21 protein-coding genes and 2 tRNA genes are annotated in these 23,037 nt (G+C 64.1%); 16 read left to right on the top strand and 7 right to left on the bottom strand.

What is annotated here, in order from left to right:
- Positions 1-70 precede the first annotated feature (70 nt).
- The gene (locus tag ACT6Q8_RS01580; protein ID WP_444735056.1) at positions 71-853 is read right to left on the bottom strand and encodes a polysaccharide deacetylase family protein; all 783 of its coding nucleotides are present in this window, start codon (positions 851-853) and stop codon (positions 71-73) included.
- Positions 854-901: 48 nt separating this feature from the next.
- A complete protein-coding gene (locus ACT6Q8_RS01575; protein ID WP_054166012.1) occupies positions 902-1,843 on the bottom strand; it encodes a nucleoside hydrolase in 942 nt (313 codons plus the stop codon).
- 85 nt (positions 1,844-1,928) lie between these two features.
- Here ACT6Q8_RS01575 and ACT6Q8_RS01570 point away from each other — a divergent pair, with 85 nt between their 5' ends.
- The 6 genes from ACT6Q8_RS01570 to ACT6Q8_RS01545 all read left to right on the top strand — a co-directional run bounded on the left by ACT6Q8_RS01570 (position 1,929) and on the right by ACT6Q8_RS01545 (position 6,663).
- Positions 1,929-2,537 carry an HAD-IB family hydrolase gene (locus ACT6Q8_RS01570; RefSeq protein WP_444735055.1) on the top strand — a complete coding sequence of 203 codons (609 nt, stop codon included), beginning with the start codon at positions 1,929-1,931 and terminating at the stop codon, positions 2,535-2,537.
- Between the two features lie 104 nt (positions 2,538-2,641).
- Complete coding sequence (locus tag ACT6Q8_RS01565) at positions 2,642-3,616, top strand: metal ABC transporter solute-binding protein, Zn/Mn family (protein WP_444735054.1); 975 nt, start codon at positions 2,642-2,644, stop codon at positions 3,614-3,616.
- Between the two features lie 12 nt (positions 3,617-3,628).
- Positions 3,629-4,414 (top strand): metal ABC transporter ATP-binding protein, encoded by a 786-nt coding sequence (locus tag ACT6Q8_RS01560; protein WP_054165900.1) that lies wholly within the window; start codon positions 3,629-3,631, stop codon positions 4,412-4,414.
- Positions 4,414-5,322: a metal ABC transporter permease gene (locus ACT6Q8_RS01555; RefSeq protein ID WP_054165899.1), complete on the top strand. Its 909-nt coding sequence runs from the start codon at positions 4,414-4,416 to the stop codon at positions 5,320-5,322. Before ACT6Q8_RS01560 ends, ACT6Q8_RS01555 begins: the two co-directional genes overlap by 1 nt.
- Positions 5,319-6,275 (top strand): metal ABC transporter permease, encoded by a 957-nt coding sequence (locus tag ACT6Q8_RS01550; protein WP_444735053.1) that lies wholly within the window; start codon positions 5,319-5,321, stop codon positions 6,273-6,275. The genes ACT6Q8_RS01555 and ACT6Q8_RS01550 overlap by 4 nt, the downstream gene beginning before the upstream one ends.
- 109 nt (positions 6,276-6,384) lie before the next feature.
- The gene (locus tag ACT6Q8_RS01545) at positions 6,385-6,663 is read left to right on the top strand and encodes a hypothetical protein (RefSeq protein WP_444735052.1); all 279 of its coding nucleotides are present in this window, start codon (positions 6,385-6,387) and stop codon (positions 6,661-6,663) included.
- On the opposite strand, the gene ACT6Q8_RS01540 is transcribed toward ACT6Q8_RS01545, so the two are convergent.
- The 3 genes from ACT6Q8_RS01540 to ACT6Q8_RS01530 form a co-directional block, all read right to left on the bottom strand.
- Positions 6,638-8,314, bottom strand: a complete 1,677-nt coding sequence (locus tag ACT6Q8_RS01540) for a hypothetical protein (protein WP_444739328.1) — start codon at positions 8,312-8,314, stop codon at positions 6,638-6,640. The genes ACT6Q8_RS01545 and ACT6Q8_RS01540 overlap by 26 nt on opposite strands.
- 42 nt (positions 8,315-8,356) lie before the next feature.
- Positions 8,357-9,031 (bottom strand): Bax inhibitor-1/YccA family protein, encoded by a 675-nt coding sequence (locus tag ACT6Q8_RS01535; protein WP_444735050.1) that lies wholly within the window; start codon positions 9,029-9,031, stop codon positions 8,357-8,359.
- 162 nt (positions 9,032-9,193) lie between these two features.
- Positions 9,194-10,111: a complex I NDUFA9 subunit family protein gene (locus ACT6Q8_RS01530; RefSeq protein WP_444735049.1), complete on the bottom strand. Its 918-nt coding sequence runs from the start codon at positions 10,109-10,111 to the stop codon at positions 9,194-9,196.
- Between the two features lie 170 nt (positions 10,112-10,281).
- Here ACT6Q8_RS01530 and ACT6Q8_RS01525 point away from each other — a divergent pair.
- The 10 genes from ACT6Q8_RS01525 to ACT6Q8_RS01480 all read left to right on the top strand — a co-directional run bounded on the left by ACT6Q8_RS01525 (position 10,282) and on the right by ACT6Q8_RS01480 (position 17,659).
- Positions 10,282-10,366 (top strand) — tRNA-Leu (locus ACT6Q8_RS01525).
- A 190-nt stretch (positions 10,367-10,556) separates the two neighbouring features.
- Positions 10,557-10,641, top strand: a tRNA-Leu gene (locus ACT6Q8_RS01520).
- A 170-nt stretch (positions 10,642-10,811) separates the two neighbouring features.
- Positions 10,812-11,426 carry a ribonuclease D gene (locus ACT6Q8_RS01515; RefSeq protein WP_444735048.1) on the top strand — a complete coding sequence of 205 codons (615 nt, stop codon included), beginning with the start codon at positions 10,812-10,814 and terminating at the stop codon, positions 11,424-11,426.
- A gap of 141 nt (positions 11,427-11,567) precedes the next feature.
- Positions 11,568-12,251, top strand: coding sequence for an LPS export ABC transporter periplasmic protein LptC (gene lptC, locus ACT6Q8_RS01510; protein WP_054165892.1), 684 nt, complete (start codon positions 11,568-11,570; stop codon positions 12,249-12,251).
- On the top strand, positions 12,248-13,198 hold the full coding sequence (locus ACT6Q8_RS01505) for an LptA/OstA family protein (protein ID WP_444735047.1): 951 nt from the start codon (positions 12,248-12,250) through the stop codon (positions 13,196-13,198). Before lptC ends, ACT6Q8_RS01505 begins: the two co-directional genes overlap by 4 nt.
- Positions 13,195-13,971, top strand: a complete 777-nt coding sequence (gene lptB / locus ACT6Q8_RS01500; protein WP_054165890.1) for an LPS export ABC transporter ATP-binding protein — start codon at positions 13,195-13,197, stop codon at positions 13,969-13,971. The genes ACT6Q8_RS01505 and lptB overlap by 4 nt, the downstream gene beginning before the upstream one ends.
- Positions 13,972-14,258: 287 nt before the next feature.
- Positions 14,259-15,791, top strand: a complete 1,533-nt coding sequence (gene rpoN, locus ACT6Q8_RS01495) for an RNA polymerase factor sigma-54 (protein WP_444735046.1) — start codon at positions 14,259-14,261, stop codon at positions 15,789-15,791.
- A 114-nt stretch (positions 15,792-15,905) separates the two neighbouring features.
- Positions 15,906-16,523 (top strand): ribosome hibernation-promoting factor, HPF/YfiA family, encoded by a 618-nt coding sequence (gene hpf / locus ACT6Q8_RS01490; RefSeq protein ID WP_054165888.1) that lies wholly within the window; start codon positions 15,906-15,908, stop codon positions 16,521-16,523.
- Positions 16,524-16,592: 69 nt separating this feature from the next.
- On the top strand, positions 16,593-17,051 hold the full coding sequence (gene ptsN / locus ACT6Q8_RS01485; RefSeq protein WP_054165887.1) for a PTS IIA-like nitrogen regulatory protein PtsN: 459 nt from the start codon (positions 16,593-16,595) through the stop codon (positions 17,049-17,051).
- Positions 17,052-17,215: 164 nt separating this feature from the next.
- A complete protein-coding gene (locus tag ACT6Q8_RS01480; protein WP_444735045.1) occupies positions 17,216-17,659 on the top strand; it encodes a hypothetical protein in 444 nt (147 codons plus the stop codon).
- Between the two features lie 169 nt (positions 17,660-17,828).
- Here ACT6Q8_RS01480 and gltB read toward each other — a convergent pair whose 3' ends face one another.
- Positions 17,829-22,370, bottom strand: coding sequence for a glutamate synthase large subunit (gene gltB / locus ACT6Q8_RS01475; RefSeq protein ID WP_444735044.1), 4,542 nt, complete (start codon positions 22,368-22,370; stop codon positions 17,829-17,831).
- 2 nt (positions 22,371-22,372) lie between these two features.
- Positions 22,373-23,032 carry a glutathione S-transferase family protein gene (locus tag ACT6Q8_RS01470; protein WP_444735043.1) on the bottom strand — a complete coding sequence of 220 codons (660 nt, stop codon included), beginning with the start codon at positions 23,030-23,032 and terminating at the stop codon, positions 22,373-22,375.
- Between the last annotated feature and the right edge of the window lie 5 nt (positions 23,033-23,037).

Raw genomic sequence — 23,037 nt, 5'->3', positions numbered from 1 at the left:
GCATGCATTCATCTGGTCACGGGCGGTCGGCACCGACGACCAGCATCAGGTACAGCACCTCTCCATCCCGCTAAGGCTTCCATGTAAGCCGGGTCATCACTTCATCGAAGGTGGCCACCCAGATCTCCTGGCGATGGGCCGCCAGGTAATCCAACAGTTGCTGGTGCGCCTGGGCCGTGGTGATGGAATAGTCCCCGCCCACGCCGTGGAATCCGATGACGCCCAGCCCGCCGCGGCCCCGCACTTCCTCCACGAAGGCAATCAGTTCCGCACCGGTCACCGTCTCGGCAAAGAAGGTGGCGGGGACGTTGAAGGGATCGACCTCTCCCGGTGTCGCCGCCGGCGGGGCGATGCCGCGGGCAAAGCGCACCAGCCCGGCGGTGCGCAACGCCTCGACATAATCCTGTCCCCTGCCGACCAGCTTCTGGCCGCAAGTCATGGCGAAGGTGCGGGCCGTGTGGCCGTCGATGGCGTGCAGCAGGGTGTTCTGCACGCGGATTTCGGTCAGCATGTCACCGACCTGATAGGATTCAGAATTCTGACGGTCCTGCATCGGGAAGGTGCCGCGCGCACAGGGATGCAGGACCGTATGATTGCCCAACTCATGCCCGCGGGCCGCAGCCGCCCGCCAGCGGGGAACCAGCTTTTGGTCGAAGATGGCGGAAAGGAAGAAGGTGCCCTTCAGGCCGGCCTTGTCCAGTTGCGGGATGGCCACGTCCAGATGCGACGGCAAAGCATCGTCATAGGTCAGGACGATGGCGGCCTGATGGCCATCGGGCCAGTTCCAGGCCGGTGCGGCCAGCACCGGCATCACGCCCAGCAAAGCCGCGATCAGTGCCATGATCCGTTTCATGCCCGCCCCCTTCATCCAGGGGCGGAATTATCCACCAATCCGGCAGCTTTACAACCGCCCCAACCGTTCCAGTAGCAGGTCAAAGAACCCGTCCGCCTCGGCCTTAAGCATGAAGAACACATTCTTCGGGCGCTGGGTGATGCACCAGCGGTCGACCACCGTCTGGCCGATGGTCAGGGGAGAGGCGGTTTCCACCTCCACATTCACCTGTTTACCCTGGAACAGGTCGGGCTTGATCAGCCAGGCGATGACGCAGGGGTCGTGCAGGGGGCCACCATCGGTGCCGTATTTGGCCTCGTCATACTGGCGATAGAAATCCAGCATTTCATAGGTGACGCGCCCCACGGGTCCGGGGATGGCGCGGACGCGGTCCATCTGTCGCTGGGCCGTCAGCACCTGATGCGTCACATCCATGGAGAACATGACGATATCGACGCCGGATTTCAGCACGATTTGCGCTGCGTGCGGATCGACGAAGATGTTGAATTCGGCCACCGGGCTGCTGTTGCCGCCTTCGAACTGCGCCCCGCCCATCAGGACGATGCGCTTGATCCGCGCCGCAATGTCGGGTGCGCGGGTCAGGGCGGTGGCGATGTTGGTCAGCGGACCCAGGGGGCAGAGCGTGACGGTGCCCGGCGGTTCGGCGCGAAGCGTGTCGATGATGAAATCGACCGCATGCTGTGCCTGCAATGGCATGGTGGGCGGGGGCAGGTCGGGACCGTCCAGGCCGGTATCGCCATGCACCTCCGGGGCCGTATGCAGATCCAGGAACAGAGGGCGGTCGCAGCCGGCGAAAACCTTGATATCGGGCCGGCCCGACAGTTCACAGATCTTGCGGGCATTAATCTCGGTGTGGGCCAGTGGCGCGTTGCCGGCCACCGCCGTAACGCCCAGCACCTCGATCTCCTCCGGTGAGGCAAAGGCCAGCATCATGGCGACGGCGTCGTCCTGTCCGGGATCGGTATCGATGATGATGCGTTCGCGTGCCATGGCGGCCTCCGTTGGTCCAATCGCCGTCTGATATCCCGAAAAATCTTGAGCGGGAAGGCCCAGGCCTGTTTTATGCGCGGCGACCATGACACGACGCATCGCCATCTTTGATTTCGACGGCACCCTGGTGGGGGGGGACAGCCTTTTGCCCTATCTGGGCCGGGTGGCGGGGCGCATGCGTTCCGGCCTGGTCTTCGCCCGCGCCATCCGGGCGGGGTTGATGAGTGCGGGGGCCAATCCCGACGATGATCTGCGCACCCGCATCAAGGCCGGGATGCTGCGCCGGGCGCTGGCCGGAGTGCCGGTGAGTGTGGCCCAGGATGCGGCGGAACGGATGCGCGGCTGGCCCCGCTGGTATGAACCCACGCTGACCGCCCTGAAACGCCATGCCGATGCCGGCGATATGGTGGTGGTGGCCACGGGCGGCCTGTCGCTTTACATCCCCATCCTGCTGGAAGGGCTGCCGGTTGACCGCATCCTGGCCACCGATATGGAGGTTCGGGACGGGGTTCTGACGGGGCAGATGCAGGGCGGCAACTGTGTGCGCGGCGAGAAGGCACGGCGGGTGGCGGCCCTGCTGCATGAGGCGGGACCGTTTGATGAGAGCCATGGCTATGGCAATCGTCCCTCCGACCTGCCCTTTCTGGCATTGATGAGCCATCCGACCGTGATTCCCACTGTGCCCAGAAAGTAATGTTGCGATAGAACGATCACAGGACTTTGCCTTGCCGGCTTTGTCACAGGGCCTATATGTTGGTTCGATACGAAACTTGGAATGATTCCAGAAAGCCCGATTCCGTGACCGCGCCTAACGCCGCCCTTTGCCGCCGTACTGTCCTGGCCCTGGCCGGTGCCGGGATGCTGTCGGCTGGCCTGCCGGCGCGGGCGGCGGAAAAGCCGATCTTGCAGGCGACGACGGGACAGGTGGCGGAATTGCTGCGTGCCGTGGCCGGTGATACGGCCAGCATCAGCAGCCTGATGGGCGAAGGGATCGACCCCCATTCCTATAAGCTGACGCGGTCGGACACGGTCGCATTGATGAAAGCCGACGCCGTCTTCCATTCCGGCCTGTTCCTGGAAGGCAAGATGGCCGAGATGCTGGACAAGCTGTCGGCCAGCAGACCGGTGCATGCGGCGGCCTCCGTCCTGCCCAAGGATCGGCTGATCCATCCCGATGGGGCAGACGGCCATCCCGACCCCCATGTCTGGATGGACCCAACCCTGTGGCGGCTGGCCCTGCTGGGCGTGCGGGACAGGCTATCCACGCTCTATCCCGCCAATGAAGCGCTGTATGCCGCCAATGCGGCAAAGGCGGCGGCGGAGTATGAGGCGCTGACCGCCTATGCCGGCAAGGTCTTGGCATCGGTGCCGGAACAGCGGCGCGTGCTGGTCACCGCCCATGACGCCTTCTCCTACCTGGGCCGGGCCTATGGATTGTCGGTGGTGGGCATTCAGGGGATCAGTACGGAGTCCGAAGCCGGGTTGCAGCGGATCGAAAGCATGGTGTCCCTGCTGGTCGACCGTAAAATTCCGGCTGTTTTCATTGAGACCTCGGTGTCCGATCGCAATATCCAGGCGTTGATTCAAGGAGCGGGGGCCAAGGGGCACAAGGTGTCCATCGGCGGCTCGCTTTATTCCGACGCCATGGGGGCGCCCGGCACCTATGAAGGGACCTATGTCGGCATGATCGACCACAATGTCACCACCATCGCCCAGGCCCTGGGCGGCTCCGTGCCGGCGCGCGGGTTCCAGGGCCGGCTGGCGGCACGGTAAGGGGATGGTCCGATGCTGCAACGGCTGTTGAGCGATAATTTCATCCCCAGCGCCGATGCCGGTGTCGGCGCCCTGGCCGTGTCGGGCCTGTCGGTGGCTTACCATCAGCGCCTTGTGCTGCGCGATGTCACCTGGACGGCCCCGGCCCAGGGTCTGGTCGCCGTGGTCGGCCCGAACGGGGCCGGCAAATCCACCTTCCTGAAGGCGGTTCTGGGCCTGGTCCCGGCCCTGACCGGCACCATCGAGGTCTATGGCCGCCCGCTGAAGCGGCAGCGCGCCCTGATCGGCTATGTGCCGCAGCGGGAGAGCGTGGATTGGGACTTCCCCGTCAGCGCGCTGGACGTGGTCACCATGGGCCGTTACGGCCTGATCGGCTGGGGCCGGCGCATCACGGGCCGGCACAAGGCCGCCGCCATGCAGGCGCTGGACCGGGTCGGCATGGCGGATTTTGCCCATCGCCAGATCGGGCAATTGTCGGGCGGACAGCAGCAGCGCGTGTTCCTGGCCCGCGCGCTCGCGCAGGAGGCGCGGCTTTATTTCATGGATGAACCGCTGGCCGGCGTGGATGCCGCCACGGAACAGACCATCCTGGCGGTCCTGCGCGAACTGGATGCGGAGGGGCGCACCGTCATCTGCGTGCATCATGATTTGCAGACGGTGGCCGAAACCTTTGACCATGTGCTGATGCTGAATGGCGGTGTGGTCGCTGCCGGGCCGGTGCGTGAGGCGCTGACCGAAGAGAACCTTCGCCGGGCCTATGGCCAGCGGGCCAGCGGGCTGCTGCTGGGTCCGCGTTGATGGAGATGGTGGGGCATAACACGCTGGTCGTGCTGCTGGGTGCCACGGCACTAGGCATGGCGGCGGGCATGGTGGGCTGTTTCATGGTGCTGCGCCGCCGCGCCCTGGTCAGCGATGCGTTGAGCCATGCGACCTTGCCCGGCATCGTGGCCGCCTTCCTGACCGGCATGGCGCTGGGGGTGGAGGGGCGGTCCCTGCCCCTGCTGCTGACTGGTGCGGCCATCAGCGGGGCCATCGCCGTTGCCACTATCCAGGCCATCAAGCGCTGGACCCGACTGACCGAGGATGCGGCCATCGGCGCCGTTCTGTCGGTGTTCTTCGGGGCCGGTGTCGTGCTGTTGTCGGTGGTGCAGGAACTGCCCGCCGCCAATGCCGCCGGGTTGAAGGGCTTCATCTTCGGGCAGACGGCGGCCATGCGGACGGGGGAGGCGTTTGGCCTGGGTGCCCTGGCCTTGCTGGCCGCGTCCATGGTCTGGCTGTTTTTCAAGGAATTCCGCCTGCTGGCCTTTGACGAAGGCTTTGCGCGGGCCGCCGGCTGGCCCACGGGGCGCATCGATCTGGCGCTGATGGCGCTGGTCACGCTGGTCACCGTGGTCGGGTTGCAGACAGTCGGCTTGGTCCTGATCATCGCCCTGCTGATCACGCCCGCCGCCACGGCCCGATTCTGGACCGATGATCTGTCCCGCATGCTGATCATCGCGGGCTGTGTGGGGGCCGTGTCGGGCGGGTTTGGGGCCGTGCTGTCGGCGCGGTTCGCGGACCTGCCGGCCGGCGCCGTCATTGTCCTGGTCGCCACCAGCCTGTTCTTCATCAGCCTGATCATCGCGCCATCGCGCGGGCTGCTGGGTCGCAGCCTGCGCCGCGCACGCTTGCGCCGCGCCTTGCTGGCGGGGGAGATGGTGGGATGAGTTTCGATACCGCCACCTTCCTGACCGTCGATCTGCCGGCCCTGCTGGCGGCTTTGTTCGCCTGCCTGTCTTGCGCCCTGGTCGGCAATTTCCTGGTCCTGCGGCGGCAAAGCCTGATGGGTGACGCGATCAGCCATGCCGTGCTGCCCGGCATCGTGGCTGGTTTCATGGTGGCCGGCACCCGCGATACCTTCCCCATGTTGGCCGGCGCCCTGACCGCCGCGCTGGTGGCGGGCGGGATGATCGAACTGGTCCGCCGTCTGGGCCGGGTGGAGGCGGGGGCGGCCATGGGCGTGGTCTTCACGGGCCTGTTCGCCCTGGGCGTCGTCCTGATCGAACAGGGGCCGGCGCGGCAGGTCGATCTGGATGCCGATTGTGTTCTGTATGGCCAGTTGGAGGCCATCTTGTGGCTGACGCCCGGCGGCTGGGCCGATCTGGCCGATCCCGCCATCTGGGCCACCCTGCCCCGGCAGGTGCTGCAATTGATGGCCGTGTTCGCGCTGTGTCTGGCCATCATCCTGGTCTTCTTCAAGGAATTCACCCTGGTCAGCTTTGATCCCGGTCTGGCCGATACGCTGGGCCTGAAAAGCGGGCTGGTGCAGCAGGGGATTGTCGTGCTGGCAGCATTAGCCGCCATCGCGGCATTTGAGGCGGTGGGGTCCATCCTGGTCATCGCCATGCTGATCTGTCCCGCCGCCACGGCCCGGCTTTACACCGATCGGATGGGGCCGCAGGTGGGCTTGTCCCTGCTGATCGGGGGGATCACGGGGATTGGCGGCTATGGTCTGGGTGCGTTCGGGCCGTCGCTTCTGGGTTATGACATGGCCGTGAATGCGGCGGGGTCTATCGCCGTGCTGGCAGGGGTGATCCTGGGGCTTTCCATTCTGCTGGCCCCACGCTATGGCGTCATCGCGCGCCGGATGCGGCGCGGGCTCTGGGGAGCGACGGCGTGAATTATTCTGTTCCCTCAAGCGCCGGGCGCCGCCATCCGGCGGCTGGGCTCACGGCGCATGTGCGCCGGGTCGGCAGTCGCCGCCCTCCACTGTCATGAGAAGAGACCTCATGCCAGTGGAACTGTCCTACATCGTGCTGGGCGTGACACCGGCCACGGCAGCGGCGTGCCGCACCCTGGCGGGCCAGGGCGGCTGCTTCACGATCATGGACATGGATCAGCGGGCGGGGCACCGGCTGGTGCTGGAACTGAATACCGGCAGCCGGGGGCGCGCCATCTTCATCCCCGGCAACCCGGAAGAATCCTGTGACCGGGCCGATGCCATTGCCGAAAACGCCCGCTGCTGGCCCGATCAGACGGCGCTTATCCTTTCGCCCGCATCGCTTTGACCCCGTCCAGGATCTGTCGCAGCATGCGTTCGCGCGACGAGATATCCGCGAACCGGGCCTTGGCCTTTTCCTGAAGCTGACCACGCAGGTCGGGATCGTCGGTGTATCGCGTGGCGGCGGGTGCGAAATCGGCGTAGCTGGACAGGTGGAAAGCCGGTCCCACCACCACACCCACATCCCCGCTATTCAGGCTATAGGCCGGAATACCGCGCGACAGGGCATAGGCGGCGGATGTGCCCCCACCGCCACGCGGCGGGTTGATATAGAGGTCAGCCGCCGCCATCAGGCCCATGACGTCGGTTTCATGCCCCTGTGACCGGGATCGTGCCGCCAGGGCGGGATGCGGGGCCACAAGGTCGGCGTAATTATCCATCTGCCCCACGAACAGGAAGAACAGGCGTGGTTCGGCCTGTACCGCCGCATCCAGGGCGGCGGCGAAGTCCGGCGTCACCTCCCGCGCCAGGCGCAGGCCGATGATCAAGGTCAGGATCGTGTCATCGCCCAGACCCAGCGCCGCCTTGTTCCGCACCGTCATGGCGGGCGGCGGGGCATAGGAATATTCGATGCGGATCACCCTGTCAGGGGTCAGCCCGCCCACCGCCAGGGCCGGCGTCTCTCCGGGGTTCAGCGGGCGCGGCAGGGCCAGCCATGTCGGCTCCGCAAAGGGCAGATAGCTGCCATAGGGGATGGCAACCACATCCAGCAGGCCATGGCACAGGTCGGAGACGGGGCAGAGCGTGCCGAAGGACAGGACCAGATCTGGCTTCAGCGCCAATATCTGGTCGCGGGCCTCAGATGCCATCTGCGGATCGGTAAATCCAAGCGGCAGATGGATGAACGGAATCGGCAAACCATCGATAACCAGCTTTGTCCCGGCCGCCAGCTCACGGTCGACGCTGCTGACGAAATTGCCCAGATAGGGAAAATAGGACTTCACCGGGCCGTCGGCGGTATTGACCAACACCACCCGCCGGCCCAGGCGCAGCACCAGCTTGGTCACGAAATCCAGCATGTCTGTGCTGGGCTGATGCGCACCCCGGATGAATTGTCCTGTGGTGATGATGATCAGGTCCCGCTGACGAGCATGCGCTGGAACCGGATCGCGGGCCGGCATGGCGGCACGGTACTGGTTCAGCATGGCGTGCCAGAGCCGGCGGATCGCCATGTCATGGGCGCCGGGATCCGCCAGCTTGATACGGTTGGTCCAGACGCCAAAGATCATGGCGCGCAGGATGTAATCCGCCTGGATCAGGCTGTGCCGGGGTTGGCCACTTTCAAGATCGGCGGTTAATATCTCGATCACGCGGGTGGCCGCATCGGCATCCCAAAGCGCCATGGCGCGGAGCAGGTGGTACAGCGTCTCTTCGCGCGCATTATGGCGGGGCACCCGGTCAAGGGCGGCTGCAAACGGGGTCGGGTCGGCGCCAGCGGCCACCAGCTTTCCGCAGGTGCCAGCAAGCTCTTCCATCCGCACCCAGACACCGGCGTCGAAGATCGGCTCCTCCATTCCGCCGGCAAGAATATGCGCCAGCGTGTCGGCAAGGTCCGTCAAACTGTTCTCGACACCGGTCACCACCTGCTCCCCATCCGCCTGGACGGGATCATAGACAGCGGGGCCGGAAATGAAAACGCCCGGCGCGGATATCTCCACGCCGGGCGTTCCAAAAGGCCGGGTCCTGGAACCCATCAAACCTTATTCGTCGCGCTGACCCATCAAGGACAGCAGGAACTGGAACAGGTTGATGAAGTTCAGATAAAGGCTCAAGGCACCCATGACGGCCAGCCGGCTGTTGGACTCTTCACCCCAGTGGGAAGCATAGCTTTCCTTAATCCGCTGGGTGTCCCAGGCCGTCAGGCCCGTGAAGATGACCACGCCCAGCACCGAGATGGCGAACTGCAAGGCGCTGGAAGCCAGGAAGATGTTCACCAGACCGGCGATGATGATGCCGATCAGGCCCATCACCATGAAGCTGCCCATCTTCGACAGGTCGGTCTTGGTCGTGTAGCCATACAGGCTGATGCCTGCGAACATCGCCGACGTGATGAAGAATACGCGGGCGATGCTGGCGCCCGTATAGACCAGGAAGATCGACATCATCGACAGGCCCATCAGGGCGCTGAAGGCGATCAGGCTGGTCCGCAAGGCGGACGCAGACATCCGGTCAGGCCGGAAGCCGAAGAAGATGAAGGCGAGCGGGGCCAGCATGACCACCCACTTCAAAGGCGTACCGAAGATCATGGCAACCAGGGCTTCGCTCTGCGAACCCAGGAAAGCCACGCCGCCGGTGATTGCCAACGCCAAGCACATGTAATTATAGACGCGCAGCATATGGGTACGCAGACCTGCGTCGAACGACGCCTGGTCCATGGTCCGACTGCCCGCCGCATACGGATTATAGGGTCCGTTTACCATCGATGTATCCTCGACAGGGGCTGTTGAGTACTGAAGCTCTATATTGGGTGCCTCTCCCCCCCGATCAATGGAAATCGGTCTGCGGCCAACGCATTTTCACAAGTCCGTGCCCCCCGGTCAGCGCAGATAGGTCGGCACGACCAGTTCCACAGCCTTGGGCGTGATCCCCAGATCGGTCAATCCCGGCAGGGTGCCGGAGACGACATTGTCCCGGCGCAGCAGCGTCACCTGATCGCGCGTCAGCGGCTTGCCCGGCAGCATTTCCATGAAAAAGGCCTGTAGCATGGCCACGGGGAAAGGCAGGGTCAGCAGGCCGCGATGGGGCACGCCCGCCTGACGCCGGATGTAATCCAGCAGTTCCTTGAAGCTGTAGGCACGCGGCCCCCCCAGCTCATAGGTCCTGCCCGCACAGGCCGGATCGGTCAGGGCGACCATGACCGCATCGGCGACATCGCCGACATAGACGGGCTGGAATCGGGTATGGCCACCGCCGATCAGCGGCAGGAAGGGCAGGACCTTGGCCATCTGTCCAAAGCGGTTGAAGAAGCCATCGCCCGGTCCGAACACGATGGAGGGGCGCAGGATCACGGCCCCCGGCATGGCGGCCCGTACCGCCGCCTCCCCCGCCGCCTTGCTGCGCGCATAGGCCGATGGCGAGGCCGCATCGGCCCCGATGGCCGATATCTGCACGAAGCGGCGGGCACCGGCAGCAGCGGCGGCGCGCGCAATGCGGCTTGCCGCCTGATGCTGCACACCATCGAAACTGTCCCCGCCCGAAGGGGCCAGGATACCGATCAGGTTGATGACGGCATCGGCCCCCGTCACGGCGGCGGCCACGGATGCATCATCACGCGTGTCGGTGGCGATGGGCAGCACCTGCCCGACATCGCCCGCCACCTTCATCCAGGACAGCAGGCCCGGATGACGCGATGGCACGATGACCCGCGCGCCAGCCTGCGCCAGCCGTTTCACCACCTGCCGCCCGATGAAACCGGAGCCGCCGAAAACCACCACCGTACCCAAGGATGCGGACATCGCCCCCTCCCCCACCTTTAAGCGTATGATTTGGATATGGTTCAGGGGCCCTGCATAAAAAGTCGGGCGATCATGAAAAACATCTGTTGACGGCACCGGCGGCGGTCATTATACACCCGCTCCACGACGCGCCGCCCACCGGCAACGATGGAAAGCGCGGTTCGGAAAACGCCCAGATGGCGGAATTGGTAGACGCGCAGGTTTCAGGTACCTGTACCGCAAGGTGTGGAAGTTCGAGTCTTCTTCTGGGCACCATTCCGATGTAACGCATTTAAGGCCGCCGGTTAATCCCGGCGGCCTTAAGCGTTTCTGGGCCGATCGCAGCGCGTCAGAAATAGCGTCGAAAAAAATCAACAAACCTGTTGACGCCCGTAAAGCCCCCCTTTATACAGCCGCTCCACGACGCGCCGCCCATTGGCAACAACGGAAAGCGCGGTTCGGATACGCCCAGATGGCGGAATTGGTAGACGCGCAGGTTTCAGGTACCTGTACCGCAAGGTGTGGAAGTTCGAGTCTTCTTCTGGGCACCATCCGCATTAACGCTCTTAAGGCCGCCGGCAACTCCGGCGGCCTTAAGCGTTTTTGGCCCTTCCCTTCTCCTCGGCATCGGACCCTTGCGGCATCGCCCCTTGCGATGAACGGTCCGGCAACCGATAAGGGGAAGTGCGCACATCATTTCTGCCAGCAAGGAACGCAGCTCATGGCCCAGATCTCCCTTTACGATGGTGACCTGCCCGACGGCCTGGACCTCGGCCCCGTCGTCGCCGTCGATACGGAGACCATGGGCCTGAACCCGCATCGCGACCGGCTGTGCCTGGTGCAACTGTCGTCTGGCGATGGCAATGCCCATCTGGTGCAAATCCGTAAGGGCCAGACCCTGGCCCCCAACCTGAAGCGCCTGATGGAAGACCCTTCGGTCCTGAAGCTGTTCCATTTCGCGCGCTTCGATGTCGCCGTGCTGTACAAGGCGCTGGGCATCACCTGCGCCCCCATCTATTGCACCAAGATCACCTCAAAGCTGGTCCGCACCTCCACCGACCGGCACGGGTTGAAGGATCTGTGCAAGGAGATGACGGGGATCGAGCTGTCCAAGCAGCAGCAGTCCAGCGACTGGGGTGCCTCGGACCTGAATGAGGAACAGCTGAAATACGCCGCATCCGACGTTCTGTACCTGCACCAGATCAAGGAAAAGCTTGACGCGCTTCTGGAGCGTGAGGGCCGGCGCGAACTGGCGGAGGCGTGCTTCGCCTTCCTGCCGGCACGCGGCAAGCTGGACCTGCTGGGCTGGGAAGAGCCGGACATCTTCTCGCACTAAGCCCGGCGCGCTCCACCCATTGAGCTGCGCACGCACGGCATGGCGGGCCGGCCCTGTGCGGTCCGTCACAGAATTGCCGTCCTGTTCTGTCATCTGCTGCGCCCCTGACACCCGAACATCCGCAAGGACCCTTCCCCACCCATGGCCACCGCCCCCGCCCCGTCCAACCGGCCCACCGCGCCGCGCCTGCCGGCAGGCGGCGGACGCGACCCGTTTGCGCACAGCAAGGCGGTCCGGGTGGCGCGGGTGGCCCTTCCGGCGGTGGCGGGTGTGGTGCTGCTGACCATCTTCATCTGGCCGCTGTTCGGCGGATCGTCGGACAAGTCCAACCCCGGCCCGGCGCAAGGCGACCTGGAACTGACCCAGGCCCGCTATCTGGGCACCGACAAGGGCGATCAGCCCTTTGAAATCCGCGCCGAACGCGCTGCCCAGCAGGGTGGGGGCCGGTCCAGCGTGGATTTGACGGTGCCACAGGCCGATATCACCCTGAAGCGCGGGGCCTGGTTGTCCATGACAGCGGCCAAGGGCGCCTATGATCAGGACAAGCAGGTTCTGTCCCTGCAAGGCCCGGTCAGCTTCTATCACGGGTCAGGCTATGAGTTGCGCACACAAGAGGCCATACTGGACGTGAAGAAGGGTATCGCCTGGGGCAACAGGCCCGTGGAGGGCCAGGGGCCGATGGGGACGGTGGAGGCTGGTGGCTTTCGCGTCCTGCAGGATGGCGACGTACTGGTCTTCACCGGCCATGCGCGGCTGCGGGCCTTTGGGGCGGGGTCGGGCCAGACGGCCCAAACGAATGACAAGCCGAGGGCAACGGCACCATGAAGTCTGTGATGCGGGTGAATATCGGGTGGGGCCGCCGTCTGGCACCGTTGGCGCTGGGTTTGGCGCTGGCCACCGGCACCGGTCTGGCGCAGCAGGCACCGGTATCGGACGCACCCGCCACCGCCACCCCCTCGCTGGAGATTGGCGGATCGAAGCCGATTGAGGTCGATGCCCCCGCCGGGTTCGAATATCACGACAAGTTGCAGGTCGCCATCGCGCGCGGCGGGGCCACGGCCACGCAGGGCGACATGGTCCTGACCGCCGACACGCTGGCCGCCTATTTCCGTAAGACCAAGGATGGCGGGAACGAGGTCTATCGCCTGCTGGCCGAAGGCAATGTGCAGCTGAAGAATAACGACCGCACGGCCCACGGGTCGCGCGCCATCTATGACCTGGACAAGTCGGTGGCCGTGCTGACGGGCGAGGGCCTGCGCCTGACCACCGCAACAGAGACGGTGACGGCCCGCGACAGTCTGGAATATTGGCGCGAGCAGGAACTGGCCGTGGCGCGGGGCGACGCCCTGGCCGCCCGCCCGCAGGACCGGATCCGCGCCGACCGTCTGGTGGCGCTGCTATCGCGCGGTGCCGGCGACAAGCTGGGCCTGTCGCGGGTCGATGCCGATGGCAGCGTGGTCATCACCACGAAGACGGAAACGGCGCGCGGCGACAAGGGCACCTATGACCTGGACAGCGAGCGTGCGCTGCTGACCGGCAATGTCCGCGTCACGCGCGGCCAAAATCAGCTGAACGGCCCTGCGGCAGAGGTTGACCTGAAGTCCGGTGTCAGCCGTATTCTATCCCGTACGCCGGGTACCGCCCCGCAAGCGACCGCCCCCGCCACAGGCGAGCGTGTAAAGGGTCTGTTCATTCCCAACCGGCAGGGCGAAGGCGGGCTGCCACAGCAGCCCAGTCCGCCCGCCAACCCCAAGGGGAGCGAGAAGCCATGACCCAGCCGACCCAGGACAAGTCCGCGACAGGCCCCCGCCTGATCGCCGACAATACGGGCCTTGTGGCATCACGCATCGGCAAGGCCTACAAGGGCCGGCCCGTCCTGCGCGACATCTCGCTGTCGGTGAACCGGGGCGAGGCGGTGGGGCTTCTGGGACCCAACGGGGCCGGCAAGACCACCTGCTTCTACATCATTACCGGCCTGATCCTGCCTGACCATGGCAGCATCACCCTGGACGGGATTGACGTCACCTCGCTGCCCATGTATCGCCGCGCGCGGCTGGGCATCGGCTATCTGCCGCAGGAAGCCAGCATTTTCCGGGGCCTGAGCGTGGAGAACAATATCCGCGCCGTTCTGGAGGTGGTGGAGCCCGACCGCGATATCCGCGAGCAGCGGCTGGACGAACTGCTGGCCGAGTTCTCCATCACCCATCTGCGCCGTACACCGGCCCTGGCCCTGTCGGGCGGTGAGCGGCGGCGCGCGGAAATCGCCCGCGCGCTGGCCAGCCAGCCGCATTTCATCCTGCTGGACGAACCGTTCGCGGGCGTAGACCCCATCGCCGTGAACGAAATCCGCGAACTGGTCGGCCATCTGCGCGAACGCGGCATCGGCGTGCTGATCACCGATCATAATGTGCGCGAGACGCTGGATATCGTGGACCGCGCCTACATCCTGCATGACGGCGTCGTCCTGATGGAGGGTGCCCCGTCGCAGATTGTCGCGAACAAGGATGTGCGCCGGGTCTATCTGGGCGAACGGTTCAGCTTGTAGCCATTGCGGCCAGTTAGCCATAAGGGGACGGGGCCTTAATGGCGCGGCCCCAATTCGCCGCAGAAATCAATGGAATAATTTTCGACCTCGCCGGGCCTAACTGTTGCGGGCATGCGTCTTGCATCGTACCTTGGGCCTCGCTGGGGACAGCCGACGGGGGTATGCCAGCCGAGTGGCCGTCAGGGATGATGGCAGCGGCGTTTCAAGGATCACCACCGTCGGGCCTTTGAACCGGCATTGGTGCAACCGGCAGATATAAGCCCGTCAGAACAGGTTTTCCGGCAAGAATGGCGCTCCAGCAACGGCTCGATATACGCCAGGCACAGTCGCTGGTGATGACGCCGCAGCTTCAGCAGGCGATCAAGCTTCTTCAGCTGTCGAACCTGGAGCTTGCCGACTATGTGGACCAGGAACTGGAACGCAATCCGCTGCTGGAACGCGATGATGGCGCGGGCTGGAACGACGCGCCCACCACGGGTGTCGACCGGGAGGAAGCGCCCGCCCCCGTGAATGAAAGCCGGGTGGCCGACACGGTGGAACTGGCCACGTCCGACCGGATGGCCGGGTCCAACGATGCCCCGCTCGATACCGATTTCGAAAATGTCTACACCAACAGTTCCGCCGCCGACATGGACAGTGCGGGGCTGGGGTCGGGGGAGCAGTTTGGCGACTGGTCATCCCGGTCGGGCGGATTCGATGATGATGGCGAGGGGTTTGAGGCGACCCTGACAGAGCGGCCGAAGCTGCGCGACCATCTGGAAGAACAGATTACGATGGATTTTCCAGACCGGCTGGACCGGCTGGTCGCCTACGCCCTGCTGGATCATCTGGACGAGGCCGGGTATTTTACCGGCAACCTTGAGGAAGTGGCGGTCCAACTGGGTTGCGGGTTGGAGCAGGTGGAAACGGTGCTGCTGCGCATGCAGCGCTTCGACCCCGCCGGCATTTTCGCCCGCACTCTGGCCGAATGTTTGGGCAACCAGTTGCGGGAGAAGAACCGTCTGGACCCCTGCATGCAGGCGCTGCTGGCCAATCTGCCCCTGCTGGCGGCGCGCAATCTTCAGCAATTGCTGAAGGTCTGCGGCTGCGACGCCGAAGATATGTCGGACATGGTAGCAGAGATCAAGGCGCTGAACCCCAAGCCGGCGCTGGCCTTTGATTTCGAGCCTGTTCAGACCGTCGTGCCCGACATCCTGATGCGCGCCAGTCCCGGCGGCGGCTGGATCGTGGAGTTGAATACCGAAACGCTGCCCCGCGTGCTGGTCAACCAGCGCTATCACAGCCGCGTGACCACGGGTGCCCGCAGCAAGGCCGACAAGGAATATATCGCCGAACAGTTCCAGTCGGCGAGCTGGCTGGTCAAAAGCCTGCATCAGCGGGCCAACACCATCCTGAAGGTGGCGACCGAGATCGTGCGTCAGCAGGACGCCTTCTTCCTGCACGGCCTGCAATTCATGAAGCCCCTGATTCTGCGCGATATTGCAGAAGCCATCGGCATGCATGAAAGCACCGTCAGCCGGGTTACCACCAATAAGTTCCTGTCCTCCCCGCGTGGGGTCTTCGAACTTAAATACTTCTTCACGTCCGCCATCCAAGGTGCCGACGGCCAAGCGGCCCATTCGGCAGAGGCTGTGCGTTATCGCATCAAGGCCCTGATCGATGCGGAGAAGGCAGATGACACCCTGTCCGATGATAAAATCGTGGAAATCCTGCGTGCCGATGGGATCGACATTGCACGCCGGACGGTGGCGAAGTATCGTGAAGGCATGAAGATCCCTTCTTCAGTCCAGCGCCGTCGGGAAAAGGCCCTTGGGTTGTAACCCCTGCGCTGGCCGCTGAAGGAATACCCATCCTGGGACTCCCGGTCTGGATGCCGGTTCCTGGATGACGGTTCCTTCGGGTCAGGCCATGCGCCCTGAAACGACAGGTCGAATATGCAAGTTACCGTCAAAGGCAAGCAACTGGATGTGGGCGATGCACTGCGGACCCATGTGAAGGATCAGCTGGCATCGATGGTCGGAAAATACTTCGGAAACCCTATGGAGGCGACCGTCATCCTCTCGAAGGATGCGCATCTGTACAAGGCCGATATCCAGGTGCATGTCGGTCGCGGGATTCTGTTGCAGTCGAACGCCGAAGCCACGGAACCCTATCCCGCCTTCGACGAGGCCGCCGACCGCGTGGCCAAGCGTCTGCGCCGTTACAAGCGTCGTTTGAAGGATCATCATGAACGGACCACGCTGAACCAGCTGCCCGTTCAGGCCGCCCGCAAGTACATCCTTGAAGCGGAGACGGATTCCGACGATTATGCGGCGGATGAAGCGCCGGCTCCGGAAGGGAACGGGCATCACGGCGTGGTCGTCGCGGAGATGGAAACTTCCATCGAAATGCTGACGGTCAGTGACGCCGTGATGCGCATGGACCTTGGCGAGCTGCCTGCATTGATGTTCCGCAACCGCGCCCATGGCGGGTTGAACATGATCTATCGCCGGCCCGATGGTAACATCGGCTGGGTGGACCCTGCCGGGGCGGCCGGGTCGGTGAAACAGTAAGGTGATGCGTACCCCATGGCTCTGTCCCTACGTTCCGTATCCCCTTCATTCCAGACCCCTTCGGCAGCGATGAATGATCTCTTGACGCCGGAGGCGATCCTCCCGAACCTGAAGGCCGGCTCCAAAAAGCAGGTCCTTCAGGAACTGGCGAAGAAGGCGGCCGACCTGACCGGCCAGCATGAACGGGCAATTTTCGACGTGCTGGTGGAACGTGAACGCCTGGGTACCACGGGCGTGGGGCGCGGCATCGGTATCCCGCATGGCAAGCTGCCGGGCCTGACCGGTGTCATGGCCATTTTCGCCCGGCTGGAAAAGCCGGTCGATTTCGAGGCGATCGACGAACAGCCGGTGGATTTGATCTGCCTGCTGCTGGCCCCGGAAGGGGCTGGCGCCGACCACCTGAAGGCCCTGGCACGTGTGTCACGCGCGCTGCGGGACCCGGTACTCTGTGACAAGCTGCGCGGCGCGGAATCGGGCGATGCCCTTTACGCGCTGCTGGCCCAGACCGAACAGGTGAATGCCGCGTAAGGGTTTGGGCTTGGTATAAGAGTGGTGAAACCGGCGTCCCGGCAACGGGGCGCCGGTTTTGCGTTTGGGGGAGCGGACAGGGGATGGGACGGTATTGGCAGCCATCAGTGTTTCTGTTTGCAACATTGACAATGTCCGCCATAGCAGCGCCAGAGAAGCGTCCCGTGCTGATGGGCGATCCACCTGAAAGTGCGAATTGTGGATACTCTAGCGAACGCTGCCTGGAACTGATCGGCGCGGATATCTTCTTCAAGCCCGGTGGGATAGAAGCACTTCCGGACACAAAGTTCGAGGAACGCTTGGGCTGGCAAGGCTCCATGCTCTTGTCGTACCCGGACTTGAAACTTGTTGTTATCGGCTACAGCGGTGACGATGACGGCAGCGATGGCGCCAATCTGGCCTTACGCCGGGCTGGAAGGGTTCGGGATATCTTGATCGGCATGGGGATCGCCCCTGATCGACTTCGTATCGCTGCCTGCACGCGGACACCCGACCCCGGATATGGCCCTAGCTTCACGCCGGAGATGGCGGCGGCCCATCGCAACTTCCGATCACGCCGGACGACCAGCTATATTGACGACAAACGTGGTGTTGATTGTCCGGGTTAACCGGACACGACAGGCCGCCCATCCCTTACCGACTCCCGCCGCACCCCAAGTAAGGATAGATTCGACTGGCGATTCGCCCTTGCGACTCGCAAGCCGCAGAATGCCTCGCTTCCCGAGTCGCGCACCCAAAAGAAAAGGGGGCCTTTCGGCCCCCTATCCTTACTTGGTCTTACTCTGCGCTCAGTCGTTCCGGTGCCGTAACAGGGATCGGTAGCCGGTTCAGCATCTCCTTCGGGACCACCTGCCAGAACTTGCCCCGCACCAGTTCCCAATCGTTCAAGAGCTGGGCGGCCCAGCGGCTGCCCGTCTCGTCGATATGTTCCTGGATCAGGGCCTTCAGCTGATCCTCGTAATGCGGGACTTCCAGACGCTGCCAGATAACGCTTTCCGGGTTCACGAACAGCGGGAACTGGCCTTCCTCGTCATAGACATAGGCCATGCCACCCGTCATGCCGGCGCCGAAATTGTCCCCGACCTTGCCCAGGATGGCGGCCAGACCGCCCGTCATATACTCGCAGCCGTTGGAGCCGCAGCCTTCGACCACAACCGTGGCGCCGGAATTGCGCACCGCGAAACGCTCACCAGCCTGGCCCGCTGCGAACAGCTTACCCGCCGTGGCACCGTACAGAACGGTATTGCCGATGATCGTGTTTTCGTTGGTTTTCAACGGGCTGGCCGTCAGCGGACGCACCACGATGGTGCCGCCCGACAGGCCCTTGCCGACATAGTCATTGGCATCGCCGAACACTTCCAGCTTCAGACCCTGCACCGCGAAGGCACCCAGCGACTGACCCGCCGAGCCGCGCAGGCGGACGGTGGCGTGGCCGGGTTGCAGGCCCTTCATGCCGAACTTGCGGGTGATCATGCCCGACAAAGCCGTGCCGATGGCGCGGTGCGTGTTCTGGGCGTGATACTGCATCTGGGTCTTCTCACCCACTTCAAACAAGGCCTTGGCGTCCTTGATCATCTGGGCGTCCAGCGTGTCCGGCACCTCGTTGCGGCCTTCCAGCGTGCAGTAGCGGGCATATTCGCCCGGATCGGCCACCGACAGCAGCGGGTTCAGGTCCAGATCGTCCAGATGGGCGGCACCACGGCTGACCTGATGCAGCAGGTCGGAACGGCCCACCACTTCGCGCAGCTCGCGGAAGCCCAGGTTCGCCAGGATCTCGCGCACTTCCTCGGCGATGAAGCTGAACAGGTTGACGACCTTTTCCGGCGTGCCTGTGAACTTCTTGCGCAGGTCTTCGTCCTGCACGCAGACACCGACGGGGCAGGTGTTGGAATGGCACTGGCGGACCATGATGCAGCCCATGGCGACCAGGGCCGCCGTGCCGATGCCAAACTCCTCGGCACCCAGCATGGCGGCCATCACGATGTCACGACCGGTCTTCAGGCCGCCATCGGTGCGCAGGGTCACGCGGTGGCGCAGACGGTTCAGCGTCAGCACCTGCTGCACTTCCGACAGGCCCATTTCCCACGGCACGCCGGCATACTTGACCGAGGTCTGCGGCGAGGCACCGGTGCCGCCATTATGGCCGGCGACCAGGATGATGTCCGCACCGGCCTTGGCCACACCGGCGGCGATGGTGCCGATGCCGGACCGCGACACCAGCTTCACGCAGACCTTGGCGGTGGGGTTGATCTGCTTCAGGTCATAGATCAGCTGCGCCAGATCTTCGATCGAGTATATGTCATGGTGCGGCGGCGGGCTGATCAGCATGACGCCCGGCGTGGAATGGCGCAGCTTGGCGATCAGCTCGGTGACCTTGAAGCCGGGCAACTGCCCGCCTTCACCGGGCTTGGCACCCTGCGCCACCTTGATCTCAATCTCGCGGCACTGGTTCAGATATTCCGCCGTCACGCCAAAGCGGCCGGAGGCCACCTGCTTGATGGCGCTGTTCCAGTTGTCGCCATTGGCGTCTGGCTTGAAACGCGCCGGGTCCTCACCACCCTCCCCGCTGACCGAGCGGGCGCCGATACGGTTCATGGCGACGTTCAGCGTGCCATGCGCCTCCGGCGACAGGGCGCCCAGCGACATGCCCGGCGTGATGAAACGCTTGCGCAGGGAGGTGATGCTTTCCACCTCATCCACCGGCACCGACTTTTCCGCCGGCTTGAAATCCAGCAGGTCGCGCAGGTTGATGGGCGGACGCTTGTGCAGCGCCTCGGAGTATTTCTTGAAGGTGGAGAAGCTGTCGGTGCCCACCGCCGTCTGCATCAGGTGGATCAGGCCACCTTCCCAGGCGTGACGGTCACCGCCCTTACGGAAGCGGTAGAAACCGCCCACCGGCAGGGCCACCACATCCTCGTCATAGGCGATCTTGTGCTGGCCCACGACTTCTTCCTGGATGCCGTTCAGGCCCAGACCGGAGATGCGGGACGGCAGACCGGGGAAGTATTCGGCAGCCAGCGAGCGCGACAGGCCAATGGCCTCAAAATTCAGGCCACCGCGATAGGAGCTGATGATGGAGATGCCCATCTTGGACATGACCTTCAGCAGACCGTCATTGATGGCCTTCTTGTAGCGCTTCAGGCATTCCTCCAGGCTCATCGCGCCGAAGAGGCCACGGCGGTGGCGGTCGGCGATGGCTTCCTGGGCGATATAGGCGTTCACCGTCGTGGCACCGACGCCGATCAGCACCGCGAAATAATGCACGTCCAGGCATTCGCCCGACCTCACATTCAGCGAGGTGAAGGTGCGCAGCTGCTGACGGATCAGATGGGTGTGGACGGCACCGGTTGCCAGGATCATTGGCATCGGCGCGCGGTTGGCCGTCATCGCCTCATCCGTCAGGATGACATGGGTGGCGCCGCCACGTACCGCATCCTCCGCCTCCTGGCGGATACGGCGCAGACCGTCACGCAGGGCGTTGGGACCGGATGCCGGCTCAAACGTGCAGTCGATCTCCGCCGCCGTGGCGCCCATGTACTTGCGCATGGCGCGGAACTCGGCACTGGTCAGCACGGGGCTTTCCAGCTGCAACAGGCGGCACTGGGTCGAATCCTCGTCCAGGATGTTGCCCAGGTTGCCCAGGCGCGTCTTCAGCGACATGACGCGGGTTTCGCGCAGGCTATCGATGGGCGGGTTGGTAACCTGGGCGAAGTTCTGGCGGAAATAATGGTGCAGGCCGCGATACTTGTCGGACAGCACGGCAATGGGGCTGTCATCACCCATCGACCCGACGGCTTCCTTGGCGTCGTCGACCATGGGCTGCAGGATCAGTTCCAGATCCTCCATGGTGATGCCATAGGCCAGCTGACGGCGGCGCAGCTCGTCCTTGGACAGTTCCGCCGGCTCCACCGGGGCCTTCTTGACCAGATCGTCCAGGACCGTGATCTCACCGATCCATTGGCCATAGGGACGGCCGGAGGCCAGATTGTCCTTGATCTCTCGGTCGTGGAACAGCTTGCCTTCCTTCAGGTCGACGGCAATCATCTGCCCCGGACCCAGGCGGCCCTTCTCGACCACGGCCTGTTCATTGATCTTGACCATGCCGGTCTCCGACCCGCCGATGATCAACCCGTCGCCGGTAATGACATAGCGCAGCGGACGCAGGCCGTTACGGTCCACACCACCCACAACCCAGCGACCATCATAGATGGCCAGCGCCGCCGGGCCGTCCCACGGCTCCATCACGGCATTGGCGTAGCTGTACAGGTCGCGGTGGGCCTGCGGCATCACTTCCTTGTTCGACCAGGCTTCCGGCACCAGCATGGTCTTCACCATGGGCGCGGAACGGCCCGACATCAGCATCAGTTCGAACACGGCATCCAGGGCACCACTGTCCGACGAGCCGACCTGGATGACGGGCTTCAGATCCTCCACATGCGCGCCAAACGCCTCGGAATACATGCGCGTTTCATGCGCCTTCATCCAGTTGACGTTGCCGCGCAGGGTATTGATCTCGCCATTATGGGCCAGCGTGCGGAAGGGCTGGGCCAGCTGCCAAGTCGGGAAGGTGTTGGTGGAATAGCGCTGGTGATAGACGGCGAAATTGCTCTCAAACCGCGCATCCAGCAGGTCCGGGTAGAAGGCGGTCAGCTGTTCGGCCAGGAACATGCCCTTGTAGATGATGGAGCGGGCCGACAGGGTGCAGATATAGAAGCCGCCGATCTGTTCACCGGCCACCGCCTTTTCGATGCGGCGGCGGATGATGTACAGGTCGCGCTCGAACTGCTCGTCCGAGACGGTGCCGTCATTGCCGACCATGATCTGTTCGATCTCGGGCCGCGTGGCGTTGGCCTTCTCGCCGATGATCGAAATGTCGATGGGCACCTGGCGCCAGCCATAGATGGTGTAACCCCAGTTCAGGATTTCCGTCTCGACAATGGCGCGACAGCGTTCCTGCGCCGACAGGTCGGTACGCGGCAGGAAGACCTGGCCAACGGCGATCAGGCCCTTGGGCTCCGGGTGACCGGTACGGACCACCACCTCCCGGAAGAAAGCTTGCGGCAGCTGCACATGGATGCCGGCTCCGTCGCCCGTCTTGCCGTCGGCATCGACCGCACCACGGTGCCAGAGCGCCCTCAGCGCCTCCACGGCCTTTTCCACCACTTCGCGCCGGGGCTTGCCATCGATGGCGGCCACAAAGCCGACGCCGCAGGCGTCGTGCTGTTCGGTATCGACAAAGGCGGTGGTATCCAGCAGGGCCTTGTTGGCGGTGTATTCCGCCGCGAAAATCTCACCGGCGTTGATGGTGGCGTCGGTCATGGTCAGGCCCTCTGTTCAGAAGTCAGCGCATCGGCCAGGGACACGGGCGTGCCCACGGCGTCTGTGATCTTGATGTGGTTCGGCTGGGCGGCAAACCGGTCCAGCCAGTCGCGAATGGCGGGATAGGGGGCAAGGTCGAACCCACCCTCCTCCGCCACATGGGTGTAGGCGTAGAGTGCGATGTCGGCGATGGTGGCGCCCTGCCCGACGAACCAGTCACGGCCCGTCAGGTGGCGTTCCATCAGGCGCAGGGCGGCATGCCCCTGCTCGCGCTTCACGATCAGGGCATGGATGCGTTCGGGGTCCATCGCCACCTTGTGGGTGATCCAGAACCGCGCCGTCGCGATATTCGGCTCGTGGCTATACTGTTCCCAGAACAGCCATTGCAGGACGGCGGCCTTGTCCCGGCGGTTATCCGGCCAGAAGGTCGTGTCCTCGGCCAGCCAGCGCAGGATGGCATTGCTTTCGCCCAGAAAATCACCGGACGAAAGCCGCAGAAGCGGGATGCGCCCGTTGGGGTTCAACGCCAGGAACGCCTCTGTCCGCGTCTCACCCGCATCAATATCCATCTCCACCCGCTCAAACGGGAGGCCAAGCTGCGTCAGCAGCCAGCGGCACTTATAGCCGTTCCCGGAGGAGAGGTTGTCGTAGAGGCGGAGCATGGTGC

Origin of the sequence: Niveispirillum sp. (assembly GCF_052437035.1) — a bacterium.
Lineage (GTDB): Bacteria > Pseudomonadota > Alphaproteobacteria > Azospirillales > Azospirillaceae > Niveispirillum.
The sequence above is the reverse complement of the archived record's forward strand: the minus strand, read 5'-3'. Positions and strand labels throughout refer to the sequence as shown.

Coding starts and splice junctions, on each gene's coding strand:
- ACT6Q8_RS01575 (WP_054166012.1), bottom strand. CDS start 1,843: ATGGCACGCGAACGCATCATCATCGATACCGATCCCGGACAGGACGAC.
- lptC (WP_054165892.1), top strand. CDS start 11,568: ATGGCCACCGCCCCCGCCCCGTCCAACCGGCCCACCGCGCCGCGCCTG.
- hpf (WP_054165888.1), top strand. CDS start 15,906: ATGCAAGTTACCGTCAAAGGCAAGCAACTGGATGTGGGCGATGCACTG.
- ACT6Q8_RS01555 (WP_054165899.1), top strand. CDS start 4,414: ATGGAGATGGTGGGGCATAACACGCTGGTCGTGCTGCTGGGTGCCACG.
- ACT6Q8_RS01530 (WP_444735049.1), bottom strand. CDS start 10,111: ATGTCCGCATCCTTGGGTACGGTGGTGGTTTTCGGCGGCTCCGGTTTC.
- ACT6Q8_RS01580 (WP_444735056.1), bottom strand. CDS start 853: ATGAAACGGATCATGGCACTGATCGCGGCTTTGCTGGGCGTGATGCCG.
- lptB (WP_054165890.1), top strand. CDS start 13,195: ATGACCCAGCCGACCCAGGACAAGTCCGCGACAGGCCCCCGCCTGATC.
- ACT6Q8_RS01560 (WP_054165900.1), top strand. CDS start 3,629: ATGCTGCAACGGCTGTTGAGCGATAATTTCATCCCCAGCGCCGATGCC.
- ACT6Q8_RS01470 (WP_444735043.1), bottom strand. CDS start 23,032: ATGCTCCGCCTCTACGACAACCTCTCCTCCGGGAACGGCTATAAGTGC.
- ACT6Q8_RS01550 (WP_444735053.1), top strand. CDS start 5,319: ATGAGTTTCGATACCGCCACCTTCCTGACCGTCGATCTGCCGGCCCTG.
- gltB (WP_444735044.1), bottom strand. CDS start 22,370: ATGACCGACGCCACCATCAACGCCGGTGAGATTTTCGCGGCGGAATAC.
- ACT6Q8_RS01570 (WP_444735055.1), top strand. CDS start 1,929: ATGACACGACGCATCGCCATCTTTGATTTCGACGGCACCCTGGTGGGG.
- ptsN (WP_054165887.1), top strand. CDS start 16,593: ATGAATGATCTCTTGACGCCGGAGGCGATCCTCCCGAACCTGAAGGCC.
- ACT6Q8_RS01515 (WP_444735048.1), top strand. CDS start 10,812: ATGGCCCAGATCTCCCTTTACGATGGTGACCTGCCCGACGGCCTGGAC.
- ACT6Q8_RS01545 (WP_444735052.1), top strand. CDS start 6,385: ATGCCAGTGGAACTGTCCTACATCGTGCTGGGCGTGACACCGGCCACG.
- rpoN (WP_444735046.1), top strand. CDS start 14,259: ATGGCGCTCCAGCAACGGCTCGATATACGCCAGGCACAGTCGCTGGTG.
- ACT6Q8_RS01505 (WP_444735047.1), top strand. CDS start 12,248: ATGAAGTCTGTGATGCGGGTGAATATCGGGTGGGGCCGCCGTCTGGCA.
- ACT6Q8_RS01535 (WP_444735050.1), bottom strand. CDS start 9,031: ATGGACCAGGCGTCGTTCGACGCAGGTCTGCGTACCCATATGCTGCGC.